Origin of the sequence: Paenibacillus sp. FSL H7-0326, from assembly GCF_001955535.1 — a bacterium.
GTDB classification, from domain to species: Bacteria; Bacillota; Bacilli; order Paenibacillales; family Paenibacillaceae; genus Paenibacillus; species Paenibacillus shunpengii.
Map to the genome: position 1 here is coordinate 390,822 of NZ_MPVN01000002.1, position 23,061 is coordinate 413,882.

16 protein-coding genes are annotated in these 23,061 nt (G+C 49.5%); all 16 read right to left on the reverse strand.

The window, feature by feature from the left end:
- Window positions 1–6: 6 nt before the first annotated feature.
- A complete protein-coding gene (locus tag BK126_RS12510) occupies window positions 7–1,143 on the reverse strand; it encodes a hypothetical protein (RefSeq protein ID WP_076312980.1) in 1,137 nt (378 codons plus the stop codon).
- Between the two features lie 16 nt (window positions 1,144–1,159).
- Window positions 1,160–3,112, reverse strand: coding sequence for a hypothetical protein (locus BK126_RS12515; protein ID WP_076312981.1), 1,953 nt, complete (start codon window positions 3,110–3,112; stop codon window positions 1,160–1,162).
- A 12-nt stretch (window positions 3,113–3,124) separates the two neighbouring features.
- Window positions 3,125–3,535 carry a hypothetical protein gene (locus BK126_RS12520; protein ID WP_076312982.1) on the reverse strand — a complete coding sequence of 137 codons (411 nt, stop codon included), beginning with the start codon at window positions 3,533–3,535 and terminating at the stop codon, window positions 3,125–3,127.
- A gap of 18 nt (window positions 3,536–3,553) precedes the next feature.
- Window positions 3,554–3,970 (reverse strand): hypothetical protein, encoded by a 417-nt coding sequence (locus tag BK126_RS12525; protein ID WP_076312983.1) that lies wholly within the window; start codon window positions 3,968–3,970, stop codon window positions 3,554–3,556.
- Window positions 3,970–7,107: a M23 family metallopeptidase gene (locus BK126_RS12530; RefSeq protein WP_076312984.1), complete on the reverse strand. Its 3,138-nt coding sequence runs from the start codon at window positions 7,105–7,107 to the stop codon at window positions 3,970–3,972. Before BK126_RS12530 ends, BK126_RS12525 begins: the two co-directional genes overlap by 1 nt.
- Window positions 7,108–7,119: 12 nt before the next feature.
- A complete protein-coding gene (locus tag BK126_RS12535) occupies window positions 7,120–8,514 on the reverse strand; it encodes a hypothetical protein (RefSeq protein WP_076312985.1) in 1,395 nt (464 codons plus the stop codon).
- A gap of 48 nt (window positions 8,515–8,562) precedes the next feature.
- Window positions 8,563–9,213 (reverse strand): S-layer homology domain-containing protein, encoded by a 651-nt coding sequence (locus BK126_RS12540; protein WP_076312986.1) that lies wholly within the window; start codon window positions 9,211–9,213, stop codon window positions 8,563–8,565.
- Between the two features lie 13 nt (window positions 9,214–9,226).
- Complete coding sequence (locus tag BK126_RS12545; protein WP_177178671.1) at window positions 9,227–18,343, reverse strand: phage tail tape measure protein; 9,117 nt, start codon at window positions 18,341–18,343, stop codon at window positions 9,227–9,229.
- Window positions 18,344–18,410: 67 nt separating this feature from the next.
- The gene (locus BK126_RS12550) at window positions 18,411–18,749 is read right to left on the reverse strand and encodes a hypothetical protein (protein WP_256209651.1); all 339 of its coding nucleotides are present in this window, start codon (window positions 18,747–18,749) and stop codon (window positions 18,411–18,413) included.
- 20 nt (window positions 18,750–18,769) lie between these two features.
- On the reverse strand, window positions 18,770–19,249 hold the full coding sequence (locus BK126_RS12555; protein WP_076312988.1) for a hypothetical protein: 480 nt from the start codon (window positions 19,247–19,249) through the stop codon (window positions 18,770–18,772).
- A 124-nt stretch (window positions 19,250–19,373) separates the two neighbouring features.
- Window positions 19,374–20,243 carry a hypothetical protein gene (locus BK126_RS12560; protein WP_256702818.1) on the reverse strand — a complete coding sequence of 290 codons (870 nt, stop codon included), beginning with the start codon at window positions 20,241–20,243 and terminating at the stop codon, window positions 19,374–19,376.
- A complete protein-coding gene (locus BK126_RS12565; protein WP_143042087.1) occupies window positions 20,233–20,658 on the reverse strand; it encodes a hypothetical protein in 426 nt (141 codons plus the stop codon). The genes BK126_RS12560 and BK126_RS12565 overlap by 11 nt, the downstream gene beginning before the upstream one ends.
- 27 nt (window positions 20,659–20,685) lie before the next feature.
- Window positions 20,686–21,426 carry a hypothetical protein gene (locus BK126_RS12570; protein WP_076312991.1) on the reverse strand — a complete coding sequence of 247 codons (741 nt, stop codon included), beginning with the start codon at window positions 21,424–21,426 and terminating at the stop codon, window positions 20,686–20,688.
- A 5-nt stretch (window positions 21,427–21,431) separates the two neighbouring features.
- Window positions 21,432–22,043, reverse strand: a complete 612-nt coding sequence (locus BK126_RS12575; protein ID WP_076312992.1) for a hypothetical protein — start codon at window positions 22,041–22,043, stop codon at window positions 21,432–21,434.
- A 6-nt stretch (window positions 22,044–22,049) separates the two neighbouring features.
- Window positions 22,050–22,484, reverse strand: coding sequence for a hypothetical protein (locus BK126_RS12580; protein WP_076312993.1), 435 nt, complete (start codon window positions 22,482–22,484; stop codon window positions 22,050–22,052).
- 14 nt (window positions 22,485–22,498) lie between these two features.
- Window positions 22,499–22,984: a MerR family transcriptional regulator gene (locus BK126_RS12585; protein WP_076312994.1), complete on the reverse strand. Its 486-nt coding sequence runs from the start codon at window positions 22,982–22,984 to the stop codon at window positions 22,499–22,501.
- Between the last annotated feature and the right edge of the window lie 77 nt (window positions 22,985–23,061).

Here is a 23,061-nt window from a genome sequence, read left to right on the forward strand (position 1 = left end):
TTTAACTTACAGCGGGTAACGGACTTCCTTCAGGATCGCTACGCCCATTCGTTGGTTCGCAGACAGGTTCATGAAGGTTTGCTCTGTGTCCGTATCGAAGTAGCGGTACACCTCTTGGTTCCAAGGCTTGCCTTCTACGTCAATGATAAGCTCATCCAGGTGAAGGATGTTGTGCTTAGTAACCGCGATGCAGTTGTCGAACTGTCCACGGTAACCCTCGTAAGGGTGAACCACGTAGATCGGAGACAGGTGGTACTTGGAAGTCCACTTGGACGCTTGGAAACCTTGTGGTTCCAGTTCCAAACCAGTGTCGCCCAGTTCAGGGTCAAGGTAGGCTTTGCCCTTAGGTGGAGCCTGTGTGATGAACGATGGGTAGTGACGTTGGAACTCAATACCCGATTTCGTCTTCAGCATTTGCAGGGTGTTGTTACCTGCGGAAGTGTACTGACCGAAGTAGTACGTTCCAGTCGTTGCGATTTGCGTGATGTCGGGTTCTTCGATTACCGCGCCCGCCGTAAGCATCACGTTACCGTCCACATCGTTCAGGTTGTACTTGAACGGCTTCAGGGCACCAACGTATAGGAAGGACTTCTTGTAGTCCAGGAAGTTAACCGCAGGGTCAGCTACGAGAACCATAGCCAGTCGGTTATTCATGACGTTAATGTACATGTACACTGGCTTCTCTTTGTTACGGTCAGTTGGTGTGTAGTCTTCCAGTGCCCATTGATACAGTACTGGGTGACCAGTCAACTTGAACGTAGGGCGAGTGGTTACAGGTAGTGTCGTAGGATCAGTACCTTCCAGTCCTTCAAGCAACTGAACCGTAAGTGTGCTGTGCTCCTCATAACTAGGGGTTGGAGCCACTGTACGTGGAACCAGTGCGTGGTTGATGAAGCTCACGTAGAACTTCTTAGTAAGAGGAGTTGCTTGTGTACCAATCGTAATCGTGCCTTGGAGGATTAGCTCCTGAACGCGACCGTTGGTGTCAAGCTCCTCGTAGAACACTTCCCACAGGCTTTGCTCTTGTACTTCACCCGCCGTAGTCTCGAACGGGTAGGTGTCGAACCCAGTAACTTCTTCCTTGAGCTTTGTCAGCAAGTCCTGGGATGTGGTAATAGTCTCAACGTATCTGAAGTTTGCCATTGAGTAGTAACCCTCCTTATTTGATCTCTTTCAAGAACGCGATTGTGATAACGTCAGGTGATGGTGAGTGCTTGAACAAGTTCAACGGACTCTTGATACTGAAGAACTTGTACACTTCAGTCCAGGTACCCAACGATGGGTTTGCAGTGTCTTTCAGAATCTCCGTGTCAACAATAAGCTCATCTCGGTTCACGAGGTTATGGTCGTGGATTGCAACAACCCCATCCATGTAACCACGGTAACCTTCAGCTTGGTGGACAAGGTAGATCGGACTCGCATGGTACTTGCCCGTCCATAAGGATTTTTGGAATCCGTCTGCGTCAACAATTAGTTTAGACAGACCTGGGGGAAGTGTACCTACTGATGGATAGTTCGGAAGATGTGTAATGAATGCAGGATAGTACCGTTGGAACAATACGTTACTGCGAGTCTTCAGCATCGACATCGAATCCATACCGTTGGATGTATACTCACCGTACTTAGCGTACAGATCAGGGTTAAGCTCAGTAATTACATCGTTCTTGGTGTATCCAGTCATATCGGTTCTCAGGTCTCCCATACCCACCGTCACGCCGAAGTTACCTGCATGGTCGTATTCGTTGAACGGAACGATCTTACCGATGTATCCGAAGCTACGGTAGTAACCGTGGATGTTCGGTGAAGGGTCACCTTCAATAACCAGGACAATGCGGTCGTTGTTGACAGACATTGTGTAGGAGATCAAGTAGTCAGGTCTACGCTTCTTGTTAGGCAACCAAGCAGTTGTTGAATCTCTACCGTGGAAGAAGTGAGCCGCAGGGCTTACGATTTCGGTGACTCCATCGTAGTCCAGTTTCCACTTAACCACAGGAGGAACGAACTCTTTAACTGCATTTGGGTCGTTCCAGGAAAGGTAAACGTAGTGAGCCTTCAACTGGTCGATTACGGTAGGCGCTACCCCGAGTTTAAGCGTATCAGGATCAACAATGCCCTCGTAAGTCAGCTTAGGATCACCCTGAGCCATGGAACCGTCAAACCCTTCCCCGTGATAGACGTTAATGTAATTCCAATCGTCCACGGGTTGCTCGAACATAACGTAGTAATCACGAGAAGGAATCCCTGAAGGGACTGTTGGAGTACCTTTAATCACGACACGAGACGGTAAGCTGTTCAGTAAGTCTGCCTTATAGTTTAGCTCATTGAACTTGTACTGTTGCTTGTTAGGCTCATAGTAGGTTTCAGTGATTGTTCCCCACGTAAATTTACCCCAAGCATCGCTACTAGCGCGACGAGAGTAGTTGTAGTAGAATCGACCATTCTTTATCCCCCGTACCGCGTAAGCCCAGTCAGAAGGCATCTCGACAACGATCTCAAACTGATTCCATTCACTGGATGGTTCAGTAGCACCGTCAAGGGTGTCGATAGTCTGCTGTACCAAGTAAGCCTTATACCCTACAGGAGTTGTATCGTCTACCACAACAGTAATCAGACAACCAGGGACATCTACATACTTAACCTCTTGGGTCTGTCCATCCGTATAGGAGAACTGAACAACCTGGATTTTCCTACCTGTTCGGTAATTACCAAAGTCTTTACCGATGTCAGTATTCACAGGCTCAGGCTTACCTTCTGCATCTTCTTTGAAGTAGGACAGCTCTACTTCGTGCAGATAACCATCTGCATCTACAGCCTTATCGCCGCCGATGATCTTTGCATCTGTCCAGTTAGGTACCTTAAACACTTCGTACTTGTTTCCGTCCGTGTGCTCGTACATACCTACCACATCAAGGTTGTATCCCTTTTGGTAGGTCACCCACTTATAGCCATCAGATTCGTAAACACTCTCCCACCGATTTGCGTCAATACCACCCTCAACCCTAGGGATGTCAGCGTTAACGACCTGATCGGCAAGTGTTTTAATAAGCTTCTGCGCTTCTGTTTCACCGTCAATGTAGGCGGCAAAGTTCGTCAGCGGTTTTTGTAGTGCCATCGGTTACCCTCCTTATCTCAAGAATTTGATGTTGTACCACACCGACTTCGCTTCAGGAACTACGTTTACAAAGTCAAATTTGATCTGAGTTCCCGCCGCGATGGGGTACACAATGCCGAAGCTGTTACCCATGGAGACGGACTCAGGAAGCTCCTTCGTAAAGATCGTCTGGCACACCTTCTCGTTACCGATGGTCAACTCCCAGTAATCACCTACGCAGTACTGACTCGCCGCGAAAGCGATAGACAAGAACTCCGTATCGTATGGAAGTGTGAATGTGTCCGACTTCGTAGTCTGAGCGGCAGGTATATCCAACATCTGCCCCCTAATAAAAGGGATGGTCTTCTTGCTGAAGTGTGGGTATGGCAACTCGCGTACTTTGTCGATAACGCCGCCCGCGACATACACAATGTTAAATGCCATCTTTCCACCCCCTAATTTCTATATACGATTCACGCTCGTTCCAGTTAAGCGTCCTTCATCATCATAGTTTAGACCGATATGATAAGTGAGTACCGACTCGCCGCTTGCATCGAAAGTCCTTGAAGTCACTTGTGTCAAACGAAAGTACTTATAATAGGAATAATCAGGATGCGTGTATCCAACTCCCACAGGAAAACCCGTGTCATCTTCGGAGCCAAACTTCATCCAAATTGAAACCCTCCACGTTGATTCATAAATCATATCCGCGCCCGTTACCCTCTCGGTATCCATCGGATGTTCCCTAAAAAGAGTAACAGAAGGCTCCCCTTCAAGAGGGTTGCCTTCTATGTTGTGGATACTGGTATACTTACGAATCTCGCGGTGGATAAGGTCTAACACGGGAAAGACGATATTGTCGTTAACTATGCCCGCCATTAAGCCATAACCCCCTTCTTCGACCACATAAGGTCAATTACTTGAAGCATTCCCGCGTCAACGGAGAAGCTAGTTCTGATTCCTTTAATAGTATAGACGGAACGAGTCGTGGTGGTCTTATCTGTCACGAGCACACTGTCTAACACATCGAGCGCAGGATTTGCAGGGATCGAGACTTGGAGAGTTCGGCACATTCGCTTCATATCGAAGAACGCCTTTTCTGCTACCGTTCTCTTTGCTTGTTTTGTCTTTGCCCAAGGAACAGAGATAACCATTGTTCTGATCTCGCCCTTTAACTCAAGAAGGATTTCCTTATCAATGAACTGCCCAGGTTTTCCATCAGAGTCAATGACTACAATGTGACTTCTTCCCCGCGACCAGTCGATGGACTTGGTAATCGAGATCAGGTTATCGTTCTCGGAGAACTCAGCTACAACTGGTTTGTCATAGTTAATTCTCTCAAGTCGATATGTCCCGTATCTGTCGCAGAAACTTCGGTATGGAAGTTCTCCAATTACTTCCGAGACAGCTTCAGATACTTTTATGGAATACTGCTCGAAGGTCTTTCCGTACTCCTCAACAAACGGATTGAGCCATCCATTAGGAGTCAGAATAGAATCTGCGTCCTTAACCTCGAACTCTCCTTCCTTATCGGCAATCGGAACAATGACCCTACCTGTTTTCTGATCGACCTCTACAAGGTAGGTCTCGTCGATCACGTAGTCAGGGTATGACAAGTCTTCGCTTGTCGCCCGCCACCCGATCAGACCTGCGTGTTTAATGAGGTCAAGAGCTACCGTGGATTTAACCCAAGCGGGCTTTTCAAATTCCGTAGGCTGTTCTACCGTAGGTGCAGGAGTCGGTGTCGTAGCCGTACTCTCCCAAGCACTTGGATTTGCCAGTATGTCTTGGTAGTAAGACCATACCTTGTCCACCCAGTTGTCTCTATCCCCACTCCAAACCATGGGAGCAATATCGCCGCCATCGTGGAAGTACAGTACGTCAGCCTTAGACGAAACTTTCTTCCCTTTGGATGCTAGAGCCTTGGACATACGTTCAGCACCACGCTTCATCTGCTCCTGGATACCTTTGTATTTAGGGTCACAGTACCCTGCGCTGTAGCATCCATATCCTAGGATGAAGCTCCCGTTTTCTTCCTTACCCATGCCCGCTGTACCCATTACTGTCTCATGCCTACAGATAGCAAGAAGGAACTTGTAATCGGGAATGCTATAAGCCGCCGCCTGTGTCTGTGCCGCTTGAATGATTTCGGTCTTCCTGTCGCCGCCCGTAGGCGCAGGTACAGGGTCGGGAACGTTGTCCACATGATCGACCTCAGGGTACGCCTTCTTCTCCGTGATGACCTTCTCGATTGCCCTCTTGTACATGTCCCTAGCTGTGATCTCTAGGGTGGACTCTCCATTCATGTCAACCTTATCAATCAGCCCCGTGAACACCCTAATCAGGTGTTGCCCGTACCCCATGTAAATGCGGATAGGTGTATTCTCACTAAGGACACCAATATGGAACCCATTGGCGAAGTACGACCATGGTGACACCATACCTGCTGTCTCAGGGAAATAAGCAGGGTTGTAATCAGGCGAGAAAAATCCTCTAGGGTTGGAGACTGAAAGCCTTGCTTCCCTTGCTTCTGCTTCGTACTGGTCATCAACCTCACAGCTAATGATGTTCGGAAGAACCTGGGTATCCATATAGACGAAGGAGCCGACCTGCAAGTACTCCGAGTTAGTAACTGTGTTACTGATGAAGTCCTGGTACTCGATCTCCTCCCAGGTTCCCTTGGAAGGGTCAATCTCAGCTTCAGCTTCGTTCTCTTTAGGTGGTGTTGGTAGGAACTCCTGGATTCGGATGTAGTCGATTGCGAACTTCTTTACAGTAGGTGGTGCAGGAGGTCCGATCCCGCCAGGGACTGGTGGTGTAACCATCTCCCCACCGTATACGACCTGGACTTTGATCTTCTTGGTTCCCTCAGGGATGGCGATGTTCTTCAGCTCGGTTACCTTTGTCAGGTCGTACTTACCTTCAAACTTGCTGACGTAGCCATACGCCTTATCGTCCATGAGGATTGAGACCTCATCACCAGTCATCATTCCAGTGAAGTTAGTCCCGAAACCAATACTGAACAGCCCTGCGGTCGGCATATTCAGTTTAGTTACGTCAATCTCAAACTCTACCGTGGCAGAGCTGACACCAAACGTGTAAACCAACTTACCTCCCGAGTCGTACATCGTCCAACCTGAATCAACAGCGGCAAAGCTTCTGAAATTCCAACCAAGGCTGTAGATGTCCTTCTCATACCAGTTGCGTTTATCGAAGTTCTCACTCAGCTTGACCTCTCCTGGGTAACCAGTCACGAACCCCTCGTCAACTGTTGATTTACCTAAGGTTTCCGCATCAGAGTAGAGCTTGCGCTCCCTCTTTAGGTACGCTCTAGGATCGACTGCCTTTCCTCCTTCACCCGTCCGAGTGTCTTGGTTAACTCCCTCCCAAACCTCAAAGTGTAGGTGACGACCTTTACCTGCGGCTCTCTCCGCTTCTGAAACTCGGTGACCATTCGTGTAGACCGCACCAGTATTCCCAAGCTTACCGATGACCTGTCCCTTAGAAACAATGTCATCCAAGGAGACGTTGATCTCACTCAGGTGGAAGTATTTGGTCATCACTCCACCCGCATGTTTGATGTTAACAGTGTTACCGCCACCTTCAGTTCTGCTTCGGGTAATGTTAACAACCTTCCCTGCCCACGCCGCCAGGATCGGAGTCCCCATGTCGTCCCATAGGTCAATCCCCTTGTGCGTACGACCGCCCGAACGAGCCGCACCGAAGTTATCGGTGACCGTAATGGTTTCAAACGTCTTGCCTTGTACAGGGAAGGTAATGTCGTCTCCATTAGCAGATGTCTCACCGTCATATACGCCATCCGTGGATTCCGCGACCCACACTTTCTTGACGGACGTGATCTCCTCAACCTCTGTGGTGATATAACGGAACTCCTCTGTCCGTCCAGGGATGAACGCAAGTCTATCAACCTCAACTCTTACATTGGGCAAAGCCCTCTCTCCGAGCTTCAGCCGTTGAGAGAGAACTTTTAGAACCTCATCTGAAATTGGAATCATCGTGCATCCCCCTTATTTGAATCTCTCAAGTGTCCACTTTCTGAATCTGCTCAAGAAGGTTACTGCTTCAGCACGGGTCATTGCGGTATCCCCCAAGAACCAGGTAGTAGGCTCTTGATTACCATTCACGGGTCTACCCATATTCGTCAGTACTGCGGCACCGTCTAAGGTCTTGACAATGTTGAAACCTGCAATCAGGGGATCGCCGTTGGAGAAGGTCTCGTCTTCCATCTCCGAAACAGACTGCTTCCACCAGTTGGTCGCTGAGGATTCAACACGCTCATCCTTGTCTTGGTAGTAGTAAGCAGATGCTCTACCAACATCCTGGAAACGTTCGCTTTCCCCCTTCTTGTAGTAAACCTTCACCTCATCTCCCTCGTTTAGAGGGTAGTTAAACACTATGGTGTGGTTGTCGATCTCCGTAACAATAGGTGCATACTTAGCAACACCATTCACCTTAACGGCAAGCTTGTTCTTTCCCGCAGGGAAGTTACCGTTGAGTCGGAATACCCTCTGCCCATTAAAGGCGATAATGGTTTGGTCAATACCTTTAGTAGGGGCTTCCATGTCGGTGAACCTAGCGTACAGAACCTTGCGGAGCTTGTTGATGAGGTGGAATGCTTCTCCCCTCGTAATGATTGAGTTAGGGAAGAAACGGTTGTTGTATGTTGGATTGTCCGTTGTCGCCTTAACGCTCTGACTCATCATCTTGTACACGCCGTTCTCGTAAATCCAGTAATTGAACTTACACGTCACGCCGTTGAGGTTGAACGGTAGGAACAACGAACCGCCTGGGCTGACACAGTAAACATCCGTTCGGTACCCGATAGCCTTTGTCGCAATTTCAGTAACAGCATCTACGTTACCCGCCGACTGTTGCCAAACCTGTTTAGGGATACTAAGCCTACGTAGCGGCTGACCTCCTGCATACAGGTACTCCTGGTGCTTACGGCTGTAAGGGTCATAGAAGTAAACATCGTTCTTTGGAATGACTGTTCTAGGGAGATCACCCAACCAAGACACGGGAGGTCTTTTCCAGTCCTCGTCCAGGAGTGGTACTCCGTAGCTACAGAACGCAACGATCTGACCGTTCTTGCATCCTGTATAAAGCTCGACATCCGTACCGCCCGATAAGTTATCTGCGGCAGACTTGTATATGGTTTGAACTCCGTCAATGAACACGTACAAGGGGTTACCCTCGGACGGTGTAATTTTCTTGGAGAGTTTGAACTTAGACTGACTGGTAACTGCCTTAATCTCCTCGAAGATGAAAGGCTTACCGCTCTCAAATTGGTTGTATGTCATTCCGTCAACGAAGGCATTTCCGTCTTCGAGATACATATTCGTGGCTTCCATTACATCGTTGTAGAACCAGTCACCCTCATTCACGTCAACCCATTTTCGCATTGAAAGCACCTCCTCACTTTAGATTAGACAGAAAAGGAGTAGGTCGCCCTACTCCCTGATGATTCGCTCTATTAACCTTTTGGTTCTCATGAGGAACGTCACGAACTCAGCTCTCGTGATGAAGTCCTCAGGTCTGAAGTACAAGACAGGGGTTCCGTCAAGTTCAGTAACTACGACAATACCGAGGTTAGCCATATCCTCAATCGCCGTTCTAGCCCAGTGGTCTTTACCTTCAGTGGTCTCAAGGTCTTGGAACTGTACAACGCTAGTGGCATCGTACCCGTCCTTTTTGATTAGGGTCATGGTCAGCTCAACCTTGTACCCTTTCTGATCTATGTTTGGGTCTCCTTGATGGTAGAACACAGGATCAGCCTTGATTGACTCAACCACCCCGAAGTAGATGTTGCCGCGCTCATCATAGAACTTATGAGTCCAACCAACATACATAGAGTAGTCGCGGAACGCTTCCTTGTCCTTGAACAGCATGTTGAGGATTGCCTTATAGGACGACACCCCCATCTGATGGAAGTGTGATGGAGCATTGATGATCTTGATTTCCTTGACCTGGGGTTGAGGAGACGGAGTGGAGTAAGGCTCGATGATCCGAGCCTTTACTTCCACGAACTCCATCCCAGTGTCAACGAACAGTTTGCGCTTGTACTTATCATTAGCTGAGCCGAACGGGTCACGTTGGGACATTCAGTTTACCTCCTTACAGTCCTTTATAGTTACTGCCCATGTTCGCCTTAACATCATTAGCGAACTGGTTGACGAGACCGCTGTTGTTCTTCTTGAGTGTTTTCTCAAGAGCAGAGGTCATTTTCTCAACGTCCTTGGTGTCGCCTGTCATGTTGTCGATGTTTACATGGACAGTGACGTTACCCGCCCCCACCATAACGCTCTTGTGGGTGTTGTTCTTAGTCATGTAGTCGAAGTAATCCATGACTTTGAGACCACTTGGCAAGTTGAAGGTCGATTGAGATTGTGAGGTGTTCTTGTTGATCTCAGCAAGGTTCTTGGACTGCTCAACGCCGATGGACTGAAGCTGTTTGAAGATCGTCATGTACTCATCGGAGTTAGGGTTGAACCCACCAGTTTTCAGGAGAGTGTCCCACTCAGTCTTGAACCCTTCCAATTGTGCGTTCACGTCAGCTACTCTTGCCTTCTCAAGTGCCTTGACTTCAGGAGCATCGTCCTTCCCGCCGTTAGCCGCCAGGAGATCGTACATCCTTTTGTCGTAGTCCATTTGAGTAAGGTCGAGCTGATCGGTCATCTTACGTTCGAGTTCGTCGATAGCAGAGTTCTTGACACCATCAATCTCAAGCTCTGTTTGAGCCTTCTGCGACTTCAGGTTATCAAGCTCAGCTCCAACCTTGTCCTTCTCGTCACCGTCAGCCATCAGGTCGTATGTCTCCTGTAGCTTCTTGATCGCTTCATCGAAGAACTTCAGGTTTTCTCTGAGGTACTGCTCCATGAGATCACGCATTTGCTTAGAGTCCTCACGAACACCGCTAATGAGAAGTCGGGAACGGTTGATTTGATAGGTAGACTCGTTATGAGTCATGCCCTTGTTCATCTCACCACTGATCTTAGCCATCAACGTGTCTAGGCTCTCATAATCGAGAGTTTGGTTAGCACCGTCAGTTGCAGGATCAAGCAATCCGTCCTTGTTGGTGTCAAGAGGATGGTACTTGTTCTGCTCCTCCAACTTCTTGTTAAGCTCCATTTGGGCTTCGACCTTGGCTTCAGTGGCTTCCTGCTCGTAGTTGTACTTACTTGCAAGGGTTTCTTCGACGTACTTACCATCACCATCACGTACAGCCTGGAATCCTTCCCAATAGTCGCCCCAAGAAGGTGCATTACCTCCAAGCAGATTACTCACTCCGCTGAAGGCACCATCCCAAACGAGGTTAGCCCCTTTCCACCAAGCACCCAAGCCCGAGGATTCCTCCCAGTCTCGGAAGTTGTTAGCAAGTCCTTCCTTGTTCTCAGCTTGGATACCCTTCTTCTCAGAGTCGGTCATCCCCATTGCAGTCAGTGGGTCGATAGCCGCCATCAGAAGGTCTGCCCCTGCCAACGCCGCTCCGATGTACGGGATTGCTTTCAGCGGTCTTGCAAGCTTCAGTCCTTTAGAGAGCGTATTACCAACGCCACTAATCTTACCGAGGATTCCATTACCTCCCTTAGCCGCATCAGCCACGTTATCAGCCGCTCCTGCCGCCGCTCTACCTCTACGGACATCCCCTTCAGTAAGTGGGTTTCCGTCACGGTCGGTCAGAGGTCTGCCGTTAGCATCACGGGCAGGGATGCTGTCTCTAGCCATGTCGATCTCAGACTGACGGATAACATTTCCGTCAGGGTCACGGAGGATATCACCGTTGTTGTCCCGAGCAGGGGCTTTCTTGTTGAACAGAGAACCCAGACTCTTGGTTTGGAACACGTCCTTGATCTTAGTGAACACACCACGCTTGCCACCGCCACCGTTAGGAAGCAGATCTTTTGCCAGGAGACCCATCATTGCGTACTCAGCAAGACCCATACCAGTCTGACTTGCGGCACCTGCGGCACCTACACCCATTTCGTTGACCCCGAGGGCACCCGTGAGGTGGGCACGTTCAAGCTCCTTCATCTTGTTGACATACTTGGTAGCGTCCAGGGTTCCCTCTCTGAAAGAGTCGTTGAGCTTGTCAACTTCTCTTTTCAGCTTCGAGATGTCATCGTCCGACATTCCTGCTTCCTTACCGATCTTGTTGATCTCCGCATCATATCGGGAAGCATCGACCGCCCCCGACTGGAACTCGCGGTTCAAGAAGTTCAGGTTGTTCTTCAGTTCCGTCGAATCCATACCCATGTCGTCCATTGCCAACGTCAGTGCCTTAGCACGGTTTTGGAGCTGAGTCATTGCCTGACCGTTTTCACCAAGCTCTGTGCTCAAGGCTTCAAGACTGCGTTTCGTCTTAGCGTCCTGCTCATCGAGGGAACCAAGCTCCTTACGAAGCTGTTCAACCTCTTTGCTCTTGGCTTTAGCAGTGTTGTCTGCTTGGTCACGCTCAGCGGCATGGAAAGAAGCGGCTGTGGTATCTCCATCAGCAACAGCCTTCTGATAGAGTTCTTGGTGCTGATCTCGTTTAGCTTGCAGTCCGAGAACTTCACCCTCCTTCTCCACTATCTTGGTGTTCACTTCAGCGCGGCGGGAATTACGGGCTTCCGCACGGCTTTGATGCTGTGCCATCTCCTCTTGAATACCAATACGTCTAAGGTTCTCCATCCGAGCGTTTTCGTTAAGAGCCATACCATAACTCTCAATCTTACTCGCCTGTTTCTTCTTATCTGCATTGTCAATCGCTTCATTCAGCTTGCCCCATGCGATTCTGACACCGACACCCGCCATGATTCGAGCGATAAGACCCATCGTGTCAGCAATACCTCCTGCGTTATCTCCGACGATGCGAAGGAATGCTGTAAGGTATGTCGCTAGGTTGGAGAACTCGCCTTTCAGTTCCTCCCAAGCTTCATAAGTAGCGACCTGCCAGGAGGTTTTAATTTGACTCTGACGGAATTTCCAAGTGTCCATCATACCTGCACGGATGTACATGGCAGTGTTCTCGTCAGCCCCTTGGATTTGAGCAACATAAGCATCAATAGACTCCTTGACACTCAGATTGCCATCTCCGTCCTTGTCACTACCTTCCGCATCTCCTGTTACGTGCATTACCTTCTCCATTGTGTGTTGAAGGTCGGCCGTGAACGCAGATACCGCCGCCGCACTACCCATGTGCCATTGAGGGAATAGCTTCTGCCACATTTGGATGCGGGACTCATCGTTCATGGTGGCACTTGTCTCAAGGATACTAGCGAAGATGTCCGAGAAGTCTTTCTGTGAACCGTCTTCGTTGTACGGGTTGAGGTTTCCGTACACTTCAGGGTTAGTAGCCGCCATTGCCGCCAACTCATCCCGACCCTTTTTGGTGTAAGGCTTGTCGAGAATCGCTTTCCAGAACGTACCTGATTCCGCACCTGAACGTGCAGTTGCCTGAACGAACATGGAGGAGTATGCGATGGAGTGAGCAAGCGCAGTCTCTTTATCCTGATCACCCATGGCGTTACGGAACATAGAACCTGCCTTCTGTTGAGTTGCGATAAGGTCTTCGATCTTAGCCTGGGAGATGTTCGCCGCCATAATCATCATGTTAGTGACTTTATTGAGGGCGTAACCGCTGATACCCCATTGGGAGGAGATAGCTTCAAAACCCGTAGCAGTTTTCTCTACGTCTACTTCCTCAATCGAACGAACCTTAGCTACTTCCTTGGCGAAAGCAGTGGCTTCGTAAGGGTTGTCGTACCTACGGGAAGCGATGTGGTAAGCCAGTCCCACTTCCTCTTGGTCGATACCGTTAAGCAAGGCAATCATCTGAAGGTCTTTAACGGCACCAGTTTTCATGTACTCGTTAACCTGGGCGGTAGCTGTCTCCACCTCAGTAGCCTTTTGTTGCTCAGTGAGTGTGCCGCCGTACTTCTGCTCCAACATATCCATCGCACCTTCGACCAGTACCTCACCTAGTCGGGACATGTTCGGAAGCAACTCGGGAGCAGTCACTTCTTCACCATCGACGCTCGTAGTGTAGGTTCCACCCGTTTGCTCAAGGTACTTGATTTGGAAGTTCTGATTTGCCTTAGCCAGTTGGTAATCCATCTCCTTAGCCGACTGGAAGGATTCATTCAGGAGCATTGTAGGGTAACCCATGACTGCACCCGCCGTGATGTAGCGCATCGTGTTGAGTACCGAAGTACCAAACCCTCCAAACGCACTGTTGGCTTGTTGGTTTCTCTTGTCTTGGACAGGGTTACTCATGTAGTTTCCAAGGATGTCACCCGATCTTCCGAGGTTAGAACCGATGGAACTGGAAGCTCTCAAGGCATTCTGTGTTACCATTTGCAACGCTTCGCTGTGTTTGAACAGCTCACCCGTAGCTTTGTCAATGGAACCAGTCAGTGTTCTGAGGTTACCTTCAGCATCCCGCATCTTAGCTGTCCAGGTGTTCGTAGCGTTGTTCACGTTCAACTGTGTGATCTCGTAGCCTTTGAGAGCATCTACGGTCTTCAGCACAGCGTTCAGTTGCTCCGTGAATACTGCCTTGTCACCTTTCAAGATGTTGGACTCACCGATCTTCTCGCCCCGCTTCTGCTTCTGAGCTTGCAAAGCCTTCAGCTCTCTGTTGGTCTTCATTAGCTCGTCACGGTACAGACGCGCTTGTACGATGTCACCATCCGTGATTGCTTTGTCGATCATTTCACCGAGCTTAGCAATCGAGGACACATCTACAAGGTTGTCAAGCTTCAGAGCTTCCAGGTCTCTACGAAGCTTGATGAGCTTCGTTTGGAAGGACTCGTCTGCCGCCAGTGCGTTGTATCTACGAGCGATCTCTGCCAGTTGGATGTTCAGGGTCTTCATCATAGCCTGTACATTAGCCGCATCCGTGTCGTTATTGATTGGAGCCGCTGTTACCGAACCGATACGGGCTTTGTGTGCATCCAGGTCGGATACCAACTTAGCGTAGTCATCGGAGGATAGCTTACGAAGGTACTTGTCCTTCATCTTATCCATAGCAACCGTTTGGTTGGCATCGTACATTCTGCGATTCAGGTCAACCCCCGCCAACCGATTAGCAACCTTCTCCTCTGCAATGCGTTGAGCTTGCAGTTCGAGAACACGGTTCAGGGCATCCTTAGCAGGGTTCATCCGAGTAGCATCAGTGGCTACCGCATTGATGGCGTTCTGTACTGCTTGAATCTCCGCTTGATCGACCTTACCGATCTGACGAATCTTTTCGAGCTTAGCGTTCAGGACATCCATCTCACGGGACACTCTGTTATCCTTCAGCACGTTATCCCACGATGTAGCGATCTCCTTCACACGGTTCAGGATTGTCGCCATATCTTCCTTGATGACAGACAGGCTTGAGAAGTCCGTGATTGGGCTTCTTACAAGATCGCCTACTCGACCAAGGTGATTGGATACTTGGGACTGAAGGGTAGCGTAGTCTTCATTGGACAACTTGTTACGGTACTTGCCTAGGAGCCTGTCAGCCCCTACCCGTTGATTGTCCTCGAACACTCTCAGGCGTTCCTCCATAGCCATCTTGCTGTTAGCGAGAGACTGCTGACGAACCATTTCCCTCTTAGCTTCGGATTCTGCTTTCGCTTCAGCTCTACGCTGTTCCGCTTGAAGTGCGCGATTATCTCTCACTAGATCGGCGTAGTAGTCCTTGGCTTGGCTGAACTTCGTAGGGTCAGAGTACGATCCGTTGATGAGGTCTCCCAGGTGAGCGATCTTATTGATAGGTAGTTGGCTGTTCATGAGAAGTCGGTTCATCTTCTCACTCAGCTTGTCAATCTGCCCTTCCATTCCGCTGACCTTCGCCATTCTGTCGAACCCTTTGGAGATTACGTCAAGCTCACGGTTCAGCTCACGCATTTCCATCCGAGCGTTGGTGATGTCTTTCTCGTTGATGATGTCGGAGGATGCGAGTCTGTTGACCTTAGCCTGTACCTCGTTCAGGTAGTTCTCAAGCATAGTGAACTGTTCAGGGTTCAGCTTGTTAAGGAACTTGGTCTTCATACTCTCAACGTTTAATTGAGTGTCGTAGCCATATTCCCTCAGCTTACCTTTCATCTCAGTCGCATTCGCTTGAGTCGTGGAACCCATGTTCATCTTGCGGAACTGTTCCACTGTGTATCTCAGAGACAGAGAAGCATCCAGGATTGCATCACGCAGGGTTTGGTACGGAGACTGATCTCCAACGCGATGACCTTGTTGGAATCTGCTGACCGCTTCCTGCACACGAGCCAAGTATTCCTTGTCGAGGAAGTTATGGAGCTGACCTTTTTGCTCATTGGTCAGGTCACTGTTCTCGAAACGGTTCTTGGTGTTCAGCACCTTGATCTGCGCTTCTCTCTCCCAACGGTTCATCATGTCGAACTCGTTGTATCCCTTCGGCAACTTGTCTGCTGTTGGGTAACGAGGGTCTACCAAGGCGGTCGATCTCGGGTTACCTACTAAGGGGTTATTGGCTTCCCCGAATGGGAATGGACGTGGAGCCGCCGCATTCACCGCCGCGCCCGCAGGTGGACGGTACCCGATACTTTGGGTTACTGGAGGAAGGTTCTTAATTCCGTCAATGGCACCCTTGTAGAATGCGTCCAGGTTCTTGGTCAGCGCTTCAACCATTCTGAACTGAACAGTGTCCATCATCTCTCCCACACGCCTAACCATTACGTGAACGCTAGTCAGGTCAGGTTGAATATCTACCCTACCAAGAGCTTCACCGTATGCAGAGATCGCGGAAGTCGTGTTCTTAGCCACAGAGTTATGGAACATGTTCATTACCTGACGAACACCCTCTGTCATTACCTGTCCAGTAGCCTTCTCAAGGGACACTCCCGCCTTGAACGCCTTCTCCCAATCGGATACTCTGTCGAACCCTTCTGCTGTAGCCAAGGCACGTCTTACATCCTTATGGAGTTGTTTAGGGTTCATGAAGATCGCGTTCGCTCCATCAGCGATACCACCAACGCCTTCGACCACTTTGTTGGAAGCCATGTGCATCATAGACTGCATGGCTTTCCGCATGTGTGCCATAGGTGCGTCTGCCGCAACGTTGAGTGGGGTCGCTTCAGGCTTCCAAGCCGCAATGTTTGCCATGACCGCTTCCTCAAGTTTCTTTTGGACGTGAGTGACAGCACCCGTAAGAACCAGTGGCTCTTTAGCGTCCAGGAAGGTTACGTTACTTTGAGCGATCATACGGTTCAGTTCAGTACTCAGCTTTCCGTGCATTGCTTCGGTTGTTGCGGCAGTCATTGCGAATGCCCCGAACGCATTGTCTACGGCTTTAGAGAACTCAGTGACCGTCTTCTGAAGCGTGGACTCCATCTCTTGCTTGATACGAGCCTGATCGTCTTTCGTGAAGGAAGCGAAGCCCTTGGCGTTGATTCCCTCTGCAAGGGAACGGGCATTCTGTGCCGCTTGATTGACGATCAACTTGATAAGCTCCTTGGACTCTTGAGCCATTACAGCATCGAGCTGAGCAGTGTCTTCCGCAGAAGGTTTTGCACCCGCCCCCTGACGCAGTTGAGCAAGAAGATGTTCTGACTGAGTGCTAAGGATCGCTTTCAGTGCTGTATTGATCGCAGTAGTAGTGCCTTCGGGCAGAGTTACAGAACCTACGGTACCTGCTTCTCCGTGAGGTACTGCTTTGAATCCTTGAACCATCTCTTTAATCACATTCTCAATCTCAGCTAGAACGCGAGGACGAAGTTGGTCTACAGGAAGGTCTACTCTAACCTCTCCCAACTTAGAGGAGTCATATCGGAAAGAGGTTACGTTAGTGATAGCACGAGCGAAGGAGTTAAGGACATCCTTGTTGCTTGCTGTCAGTTGAGCTGTCATCTTATCCAAGGACTCCTGGGAATCCACGAGCATCTTAGCTCTCATCTGCTTAGACCACTCGTTGAAGTGGGCGATGATGAGGTTGAAGTCGATGCCCAGGTTTGCTTGGGACAGGTTCTTCACTGCACTCTCAGCAGATGCAATCAGAAGCTCCTGCACTCCCTTGATACTAGCAACCCATTTGTTTGTTTCTGCCGAGCCTTTAGTGGATGCGCCCGAGGATGGGTCGATACCAAGACGAGCCGCTAATCCAGTCACGATACCGTTGATCTCAGCCTGGATGTGGTTGTTAACGATGTGACCTACATTGTCGAGGGTAGCCTTGTAGTTGGCGTACTCCTTAGTTCCCACAGGGATAGTCTTGATCTCCTCACCAACAGAAGTGATAAGAGAACCGACCTTATCGACAACAGTAGTTCTAAGCTCTTGAATCTTACCCATTACAGCAGTAAGCTCTTTGCTTGTACCGTTCAATTTCAGACCTTTCAATTCAGCATCGAGCTGAGTGATCTGAGCCACAGTAGTCTCCATAGCCGCACGGAAGTTCATCATCCCCTTGTCCAGGTTAGGTAGCTTCTTCAGCTCATCCAGGTTAACGTTCAGGAGATGTTTGTCGATGTCTCCAATGGCTTCCTTGATGCGGGACACAGCCATGTTAAGTCGAGCAGAGTCGATCTGTACTGGTTGGATATTACCGATGGTGATGTTCTTAGGATCACTGATGTGTTTCATGAACTCCGTAGACACGGAAGTCATTAGCGTTTTCAGGTGCTCCTCGCCCACCTCGAACTTCATAGGCTTAGGAACCTTTGCAAGCGTACCGTCCTTCATCTCCTTCGTAGCAGTACCCCACGCAAAGGACATGCGGTTGGTGATTGCCGCTTGAAGTTCAGTATTGAATCTGTTTTGCAGTTCACGGAATCCGTACTCGGAGAACACGAAAGGCTTGACGTTCCCTACTTTGATGGAGGACTGGTCAATGGCTTCCTTGATCTTGGTACGTACTTCAGAAGTCATGCTACTCCACTTCTTCTGAGTCAGATTAATAGACAGTGGTGCTAGGTCTCCTTCGATGGTAACCTTACCGCTAGTCAACTTAGAAGCGATAGCAGACTCTACCGCAGATTGAATGTTCTTTGCATTGAGCTTCAGGTTAGAACCGTCTTTGATCTCTCCAACCGCTTTGGCGATCTTGTCACCAATAGCGAGGTTCATACGCTCTGTATCGTTAGCAACTTTGTGAACAGCGTCCGAGAGGGTATTAAAAGATGTCCCGAGCTTTGAAACCTCACCCGCGAACTCTCCCGTCTTAGTAACGGACTGTCCAAAGTCCATTAAAATCTCAGTTGTTAATGAGTGTTTTTGCCCTTGAGTTTCAGCCATTACGATCACCGTCCTCATAAATAAATCCCGTTCCACCTTAGTTTAGGCAGAACGGGACAGAACTCACTTATCCTCCGAGAGCTTGTGCTAAGAGACCAATGTCGTCTTCTCCAATCTCGGTATAATCTTCATCATCGTAGGTTCTCTTACGTCTAATAGTACCGTCAGCTCCGACTGACTCTCCTCCCCCACCGCCGCCACCGAACATGCGGAGAGGTGCTGTCATAAGCTCTACCTCGAATTGAATGTACTTCTCGGCTGACTTACACAGCTCCGCGACCTGAGGGAGTGTGTACTCCCAAATCTCCCACTTGTTCAGTCCACAGTGCTTATGGAGGGTGAAGAAAATCTCTCCCCAGTGTAGTGGCTCCTGTGTCTCCACATCACGGATTTCGGTGCCCTCCATCGGCTCCCCCTCGTCGCGTTCTACTTTTTTAGACCGTTGAGACCGATAAGGATGTCGATGACCTTACGGGTAGAGTTCAGATCAAGGTACTCGTCCAGGTAATCCCGATTGACGATGTACTCCCCGCCCTCACCTCTTGTGACGATATGTGGGTAGTTCTTAAATGCCATAGCGAGAATGTCGAACAGGTCTTGCTGGCGCTTCTCATCCTGCTCCTCGTCATCTGTAGGGATGAAGTTGAGGATGATCGCATCCACATTAACTGTCTTCAAGAGCTTCATAAGGCGACGAGCATCTTTCAAGTTACATGGTGGGATACGATACTTCCGTCTATCTCGCAGTGTAATGACTTCATCATCCTCGAAGAAAGCCCGCTCAGCCGCGTCTGCTTCCTCCTGGGTAACCTGCTTATTGGCAGGGTCATTCTTAAAACGTTCTGCGGCTTCAGCATTAAGCTTCTCAGCCAGTTCTCGTTCTTCGCGCTCTTTATCTGTTTCCATGATGTGAACCTCCCCTGAGTTTATGTACTCCCCCGAATAATAAAAAACCCTGGCAAGGCAAGGGTCTGTGCAGGGGAGGACACAGATTCCGTTCGATACCTTGCCAGGATTATGTGGTTACGTCTTAGACGCGGGATGTCGCGCTGAAGCGTTTGATGCTTCCCAGTTTACCGTCAGCCCGTTCAGGGTCGAGGATTTGCAGGGAGATCGCAGACGCGGAAGCCGAAGCACGTTGAGCGTTAATGCTGAACGTACCTTTAGCACGGCACATGTACAGCTCGGTTTCAACACCCGCATACGTGCCATCCTTTTGTTGGAATGTACCGTGGTGGATCACAGAGATCGGGAACGGTACTTCGTCAACAAGCAGGTCAACCAGGTCAACGACTTCTTCACGCTTGTAGTTCATCACGGTGTCTTTACCAATGTGAGCGTTGTTCAGGACAACCACTCCGTTGGTGTCATCGTAGAAGAACTCATCAGCCGCGATAGTAGCAGGTAGAGTCCCGCCTGGAAGTTTCTTCAGCAACTTGTTCGCGTCTTTCAGTCGAACAGCAAGCTCTCCGTCTGCTCCGTAGATAGTACTTGCGAAGTTTGGAGCAACCTCAGCAAACCCCGAATTGAAGGTTCCCGCAGTCGCTTGATCCTGCTCGTTCAGTACCCATACGAAGGAGTTGACTTGCTCTTGGACTGTGGAACCCATCATCAACTGAATGGCATCCAGGTCGAACTTCGCGTCAGTCGCGGATACCTCAATCGACTTGGACTTAACCAATACGTCGATTGCGAATAGACCGTCACCGCCGAAGATGTCCTCAAGTTCTACGTTGAGGTCGATTTTCAGGTCTTGCAGAGTACCGAGAGTAATTACCTCTACAGCACCCAACGGGTCAGCAGGAAGGCGTTTAGCCATGAAGGTACCTACGCCCTTGATAATCATTTTCTTTGCCATCGACTCGTTCACTCCTTTTGTTAGTAAAAGTCTACTCCTCAAGAGTCACTGAGAACTCAATGACTACTGTGAAGCAATACGTGTTTGTCGCATCAACATCCGTCTCAAACCCTTGAACGAAGTAAGACTCGAAACTCTCGATGTCTTGCATGGGGTGAAGCTCTCCATCAAACAACTTGATGATTCGGTTTGCAAGACGTTGTGCAGTGTCCACATCATCACTGGTGTAGATGTCAAACACGAACGGGCAAACGTACACATAGTGGTTATCAGGGTTGCGTCCTCCGTTAGGAGTGTAAAAGGTCACTAACGGCATGTTATCCTCGACCAAGTTAGTGGGCTTGTTTCGCTTTTGAATGCGTCTCGCCTTAACGAGGTTGTCGGCACTAGCCCCTACTCCTAAGTAGTTTAGAACGTCAAGGTCATTCGCTAACACCTTGTAGATACCGTTGTACAAATCCACGACAGCCATAAATACTCCCCCTTAGTCTTTTCCGAGAGTGAAGGTCTTCTTGGCTACAAGGTATCTTCTCGGGTCTACCTTGCTAATAGCCGATCTATATTGTTCCAACACGAACTTCTTGGTCGAGTACTTAGTAAAGGCTTTTCTAAACCAAAACTCTCCCTTGAAGTCTTGTCCTATTCTCTTGAGTACGGGTCTTCTCTCGCCACCTCTTGGTGAGTTTGTTACACGAGTGTTTCCCCCAAGGTCTCGCCAACGACCCTTCTTGTCCTTCGGCTGAAATACCGAACGGGTTACGGATGGTTGACCTGCGCTTCTCCATGGGTTAGGGTCTGCCATACCTTCGATCCAGTACCCTGAAGGATCTTGCTTTCCACCGATACCGTACTCGTAGTAGAGACCAACATATGATCTCTTGAACGAGGAGTTCTGCTCCATAGCTCCGACACCCATCTTCAGGAGTGTTTGAGCCTTGCCGCCCACCGCGCTTGACATCCACTCGGTCTGTAGCGCGACAATCGAAGCGATCATATCGTTCCTACGATCACGGTCGCTCATTGGAGCTTGCCCTTCAATACGTACTGTCTTCTTCTCCCTCATATCGAGCTTCCTTGCATTGGCGAGTGCTTCAGCAAGAATGCTCTGTCTGATGGTCATGGTAGCCGCTTTGAGTTCTCTCTTGAGATCAGTTAGAAACTCCTGCTCCCTGAAGTAAATGATGTTGTTCTTCTCTGAGGGTCTTCCTCGTCCACCCCGTGCCATCTACATCACTTCCTTGTCTCGGTACAAACGTCGATCATGACGCACCCCTCGAAGCTGACAAAATCAAGAGCATCTACCTTGAACGGGGATTTCTTTCCGTTGATGGTGAGACTGATCTTGTCCAGGAGCTTCACGTCAATTAGCGGGGCGTAGATGCGAAACTCCACCTCAGGGAGTAGACCCATATTCTTCTGCTCAATTACAGCTCGTCCTGACTCCACGTAAACACTAAGCTCATCTGCCACCATGACGAGGGACTTCTTGATGTTCCCGTATTCGTCTGCTGTCTCCTCAATCCGCTCCAGTGTGATGGAACTGTTGCACTCAAGCATCCTGCAAATCGTGGCGATCTTGTCCGACTGCACGATCTCATCCATGGAAGCCAGTACAAGGTAGTGGGTATCCGTAATGGCATTGCGTACTAAGTTTCCGTTATGGATAGTGATCTCAGGTACGAACTGCCCCTGTCGGTGAGCTTCCAAAGAGATTTCAGCGTAAGATACCTTGTTAGCTCTACCTAAAAGGGCTTTGGTCGTTTCAACAACGACTCCCGTGGAGTCAATTACCTCAACGGGAGAGCCTTCATCCAATATGATCTGTCTCTTAACGTCCTTCACTTCTCATCACGCCCCCGTATCCCAGTTTCGATTAGAGGTGATCTTACTAATGAGCGGAGCATCTACTCCGTCACCGTCAACCACTACCGTGCTGATCTGACTTAGGGATGTTTCGTAATCCGCAAGGAACTGCTGTGCCCTTTCATCCCAATCAACTCTCTCCTTCTTCCACTTCACGTCAATGGTCGATACCTCTTGGTTCACCCGCCGCCCCATGCTAGGGGCGATCAGGTAACAGATGTAAGAGACCACAGCATTCTGAATCAGTAGGAGATCGACTGCATCAGTGATCGAGGAGTACTCGGGCACCCGCTTGATGACGATTGCTTCAGCAAGGTCTACGAACAGCGGTTGGTTAATGTCCGTGTCAGGAACCTCTGATTCCTTCGCTCCCAACTTAGATCGAACGACTGTCTCGTACCCAGTTGTCAGAATAAGCATGGTGCCCCCTCCTTTTAGTTAATGAACTGTTCGATGCGAACCGTAGGTCGGCTTGCAGATCGAACGAATACCTTCACCGCACCCTTGAACTCTTTCGACTCCCCAGGGGCAATACGGTCAGCAGGATCAAAGCTAACCATATCCACGTCCGAGTATAGGTCTCCCGCACCCAGGTTCGTGATAACCACACGCTTAGCTTCAGGGTGTACGCCGATGATCTTGTTCTCGTACAGACGGAGCTGATAGTCGTAGGCTACTAGCGGCTCATCGTCGTTAGCCTGGACTGCACCATCATTGCTTGGGGCTTCAGGCTGTTCTTGCCCGACAACTGCTTCGCCAGTTCCTCCTTCTTTCTCTTGAGTTCCTGTGTCTGCTTGTCCATCCTGACCTTCCTCCTTCTCTTTGAGCAGTGCTCTCAGCTCGTTATATTCCAGTTCCTCGATCTGCTCAGCAGGTACACCGAGGTCTTTAAGTGCTTTGATTACGTCAGCCTTCTTCATGGGGATAGCCCTCCTCAATTGGTTTTGATATAAGAAAAGTCGCTACCGCTAGGCGATAGCCTTACAGTAGCGACCTA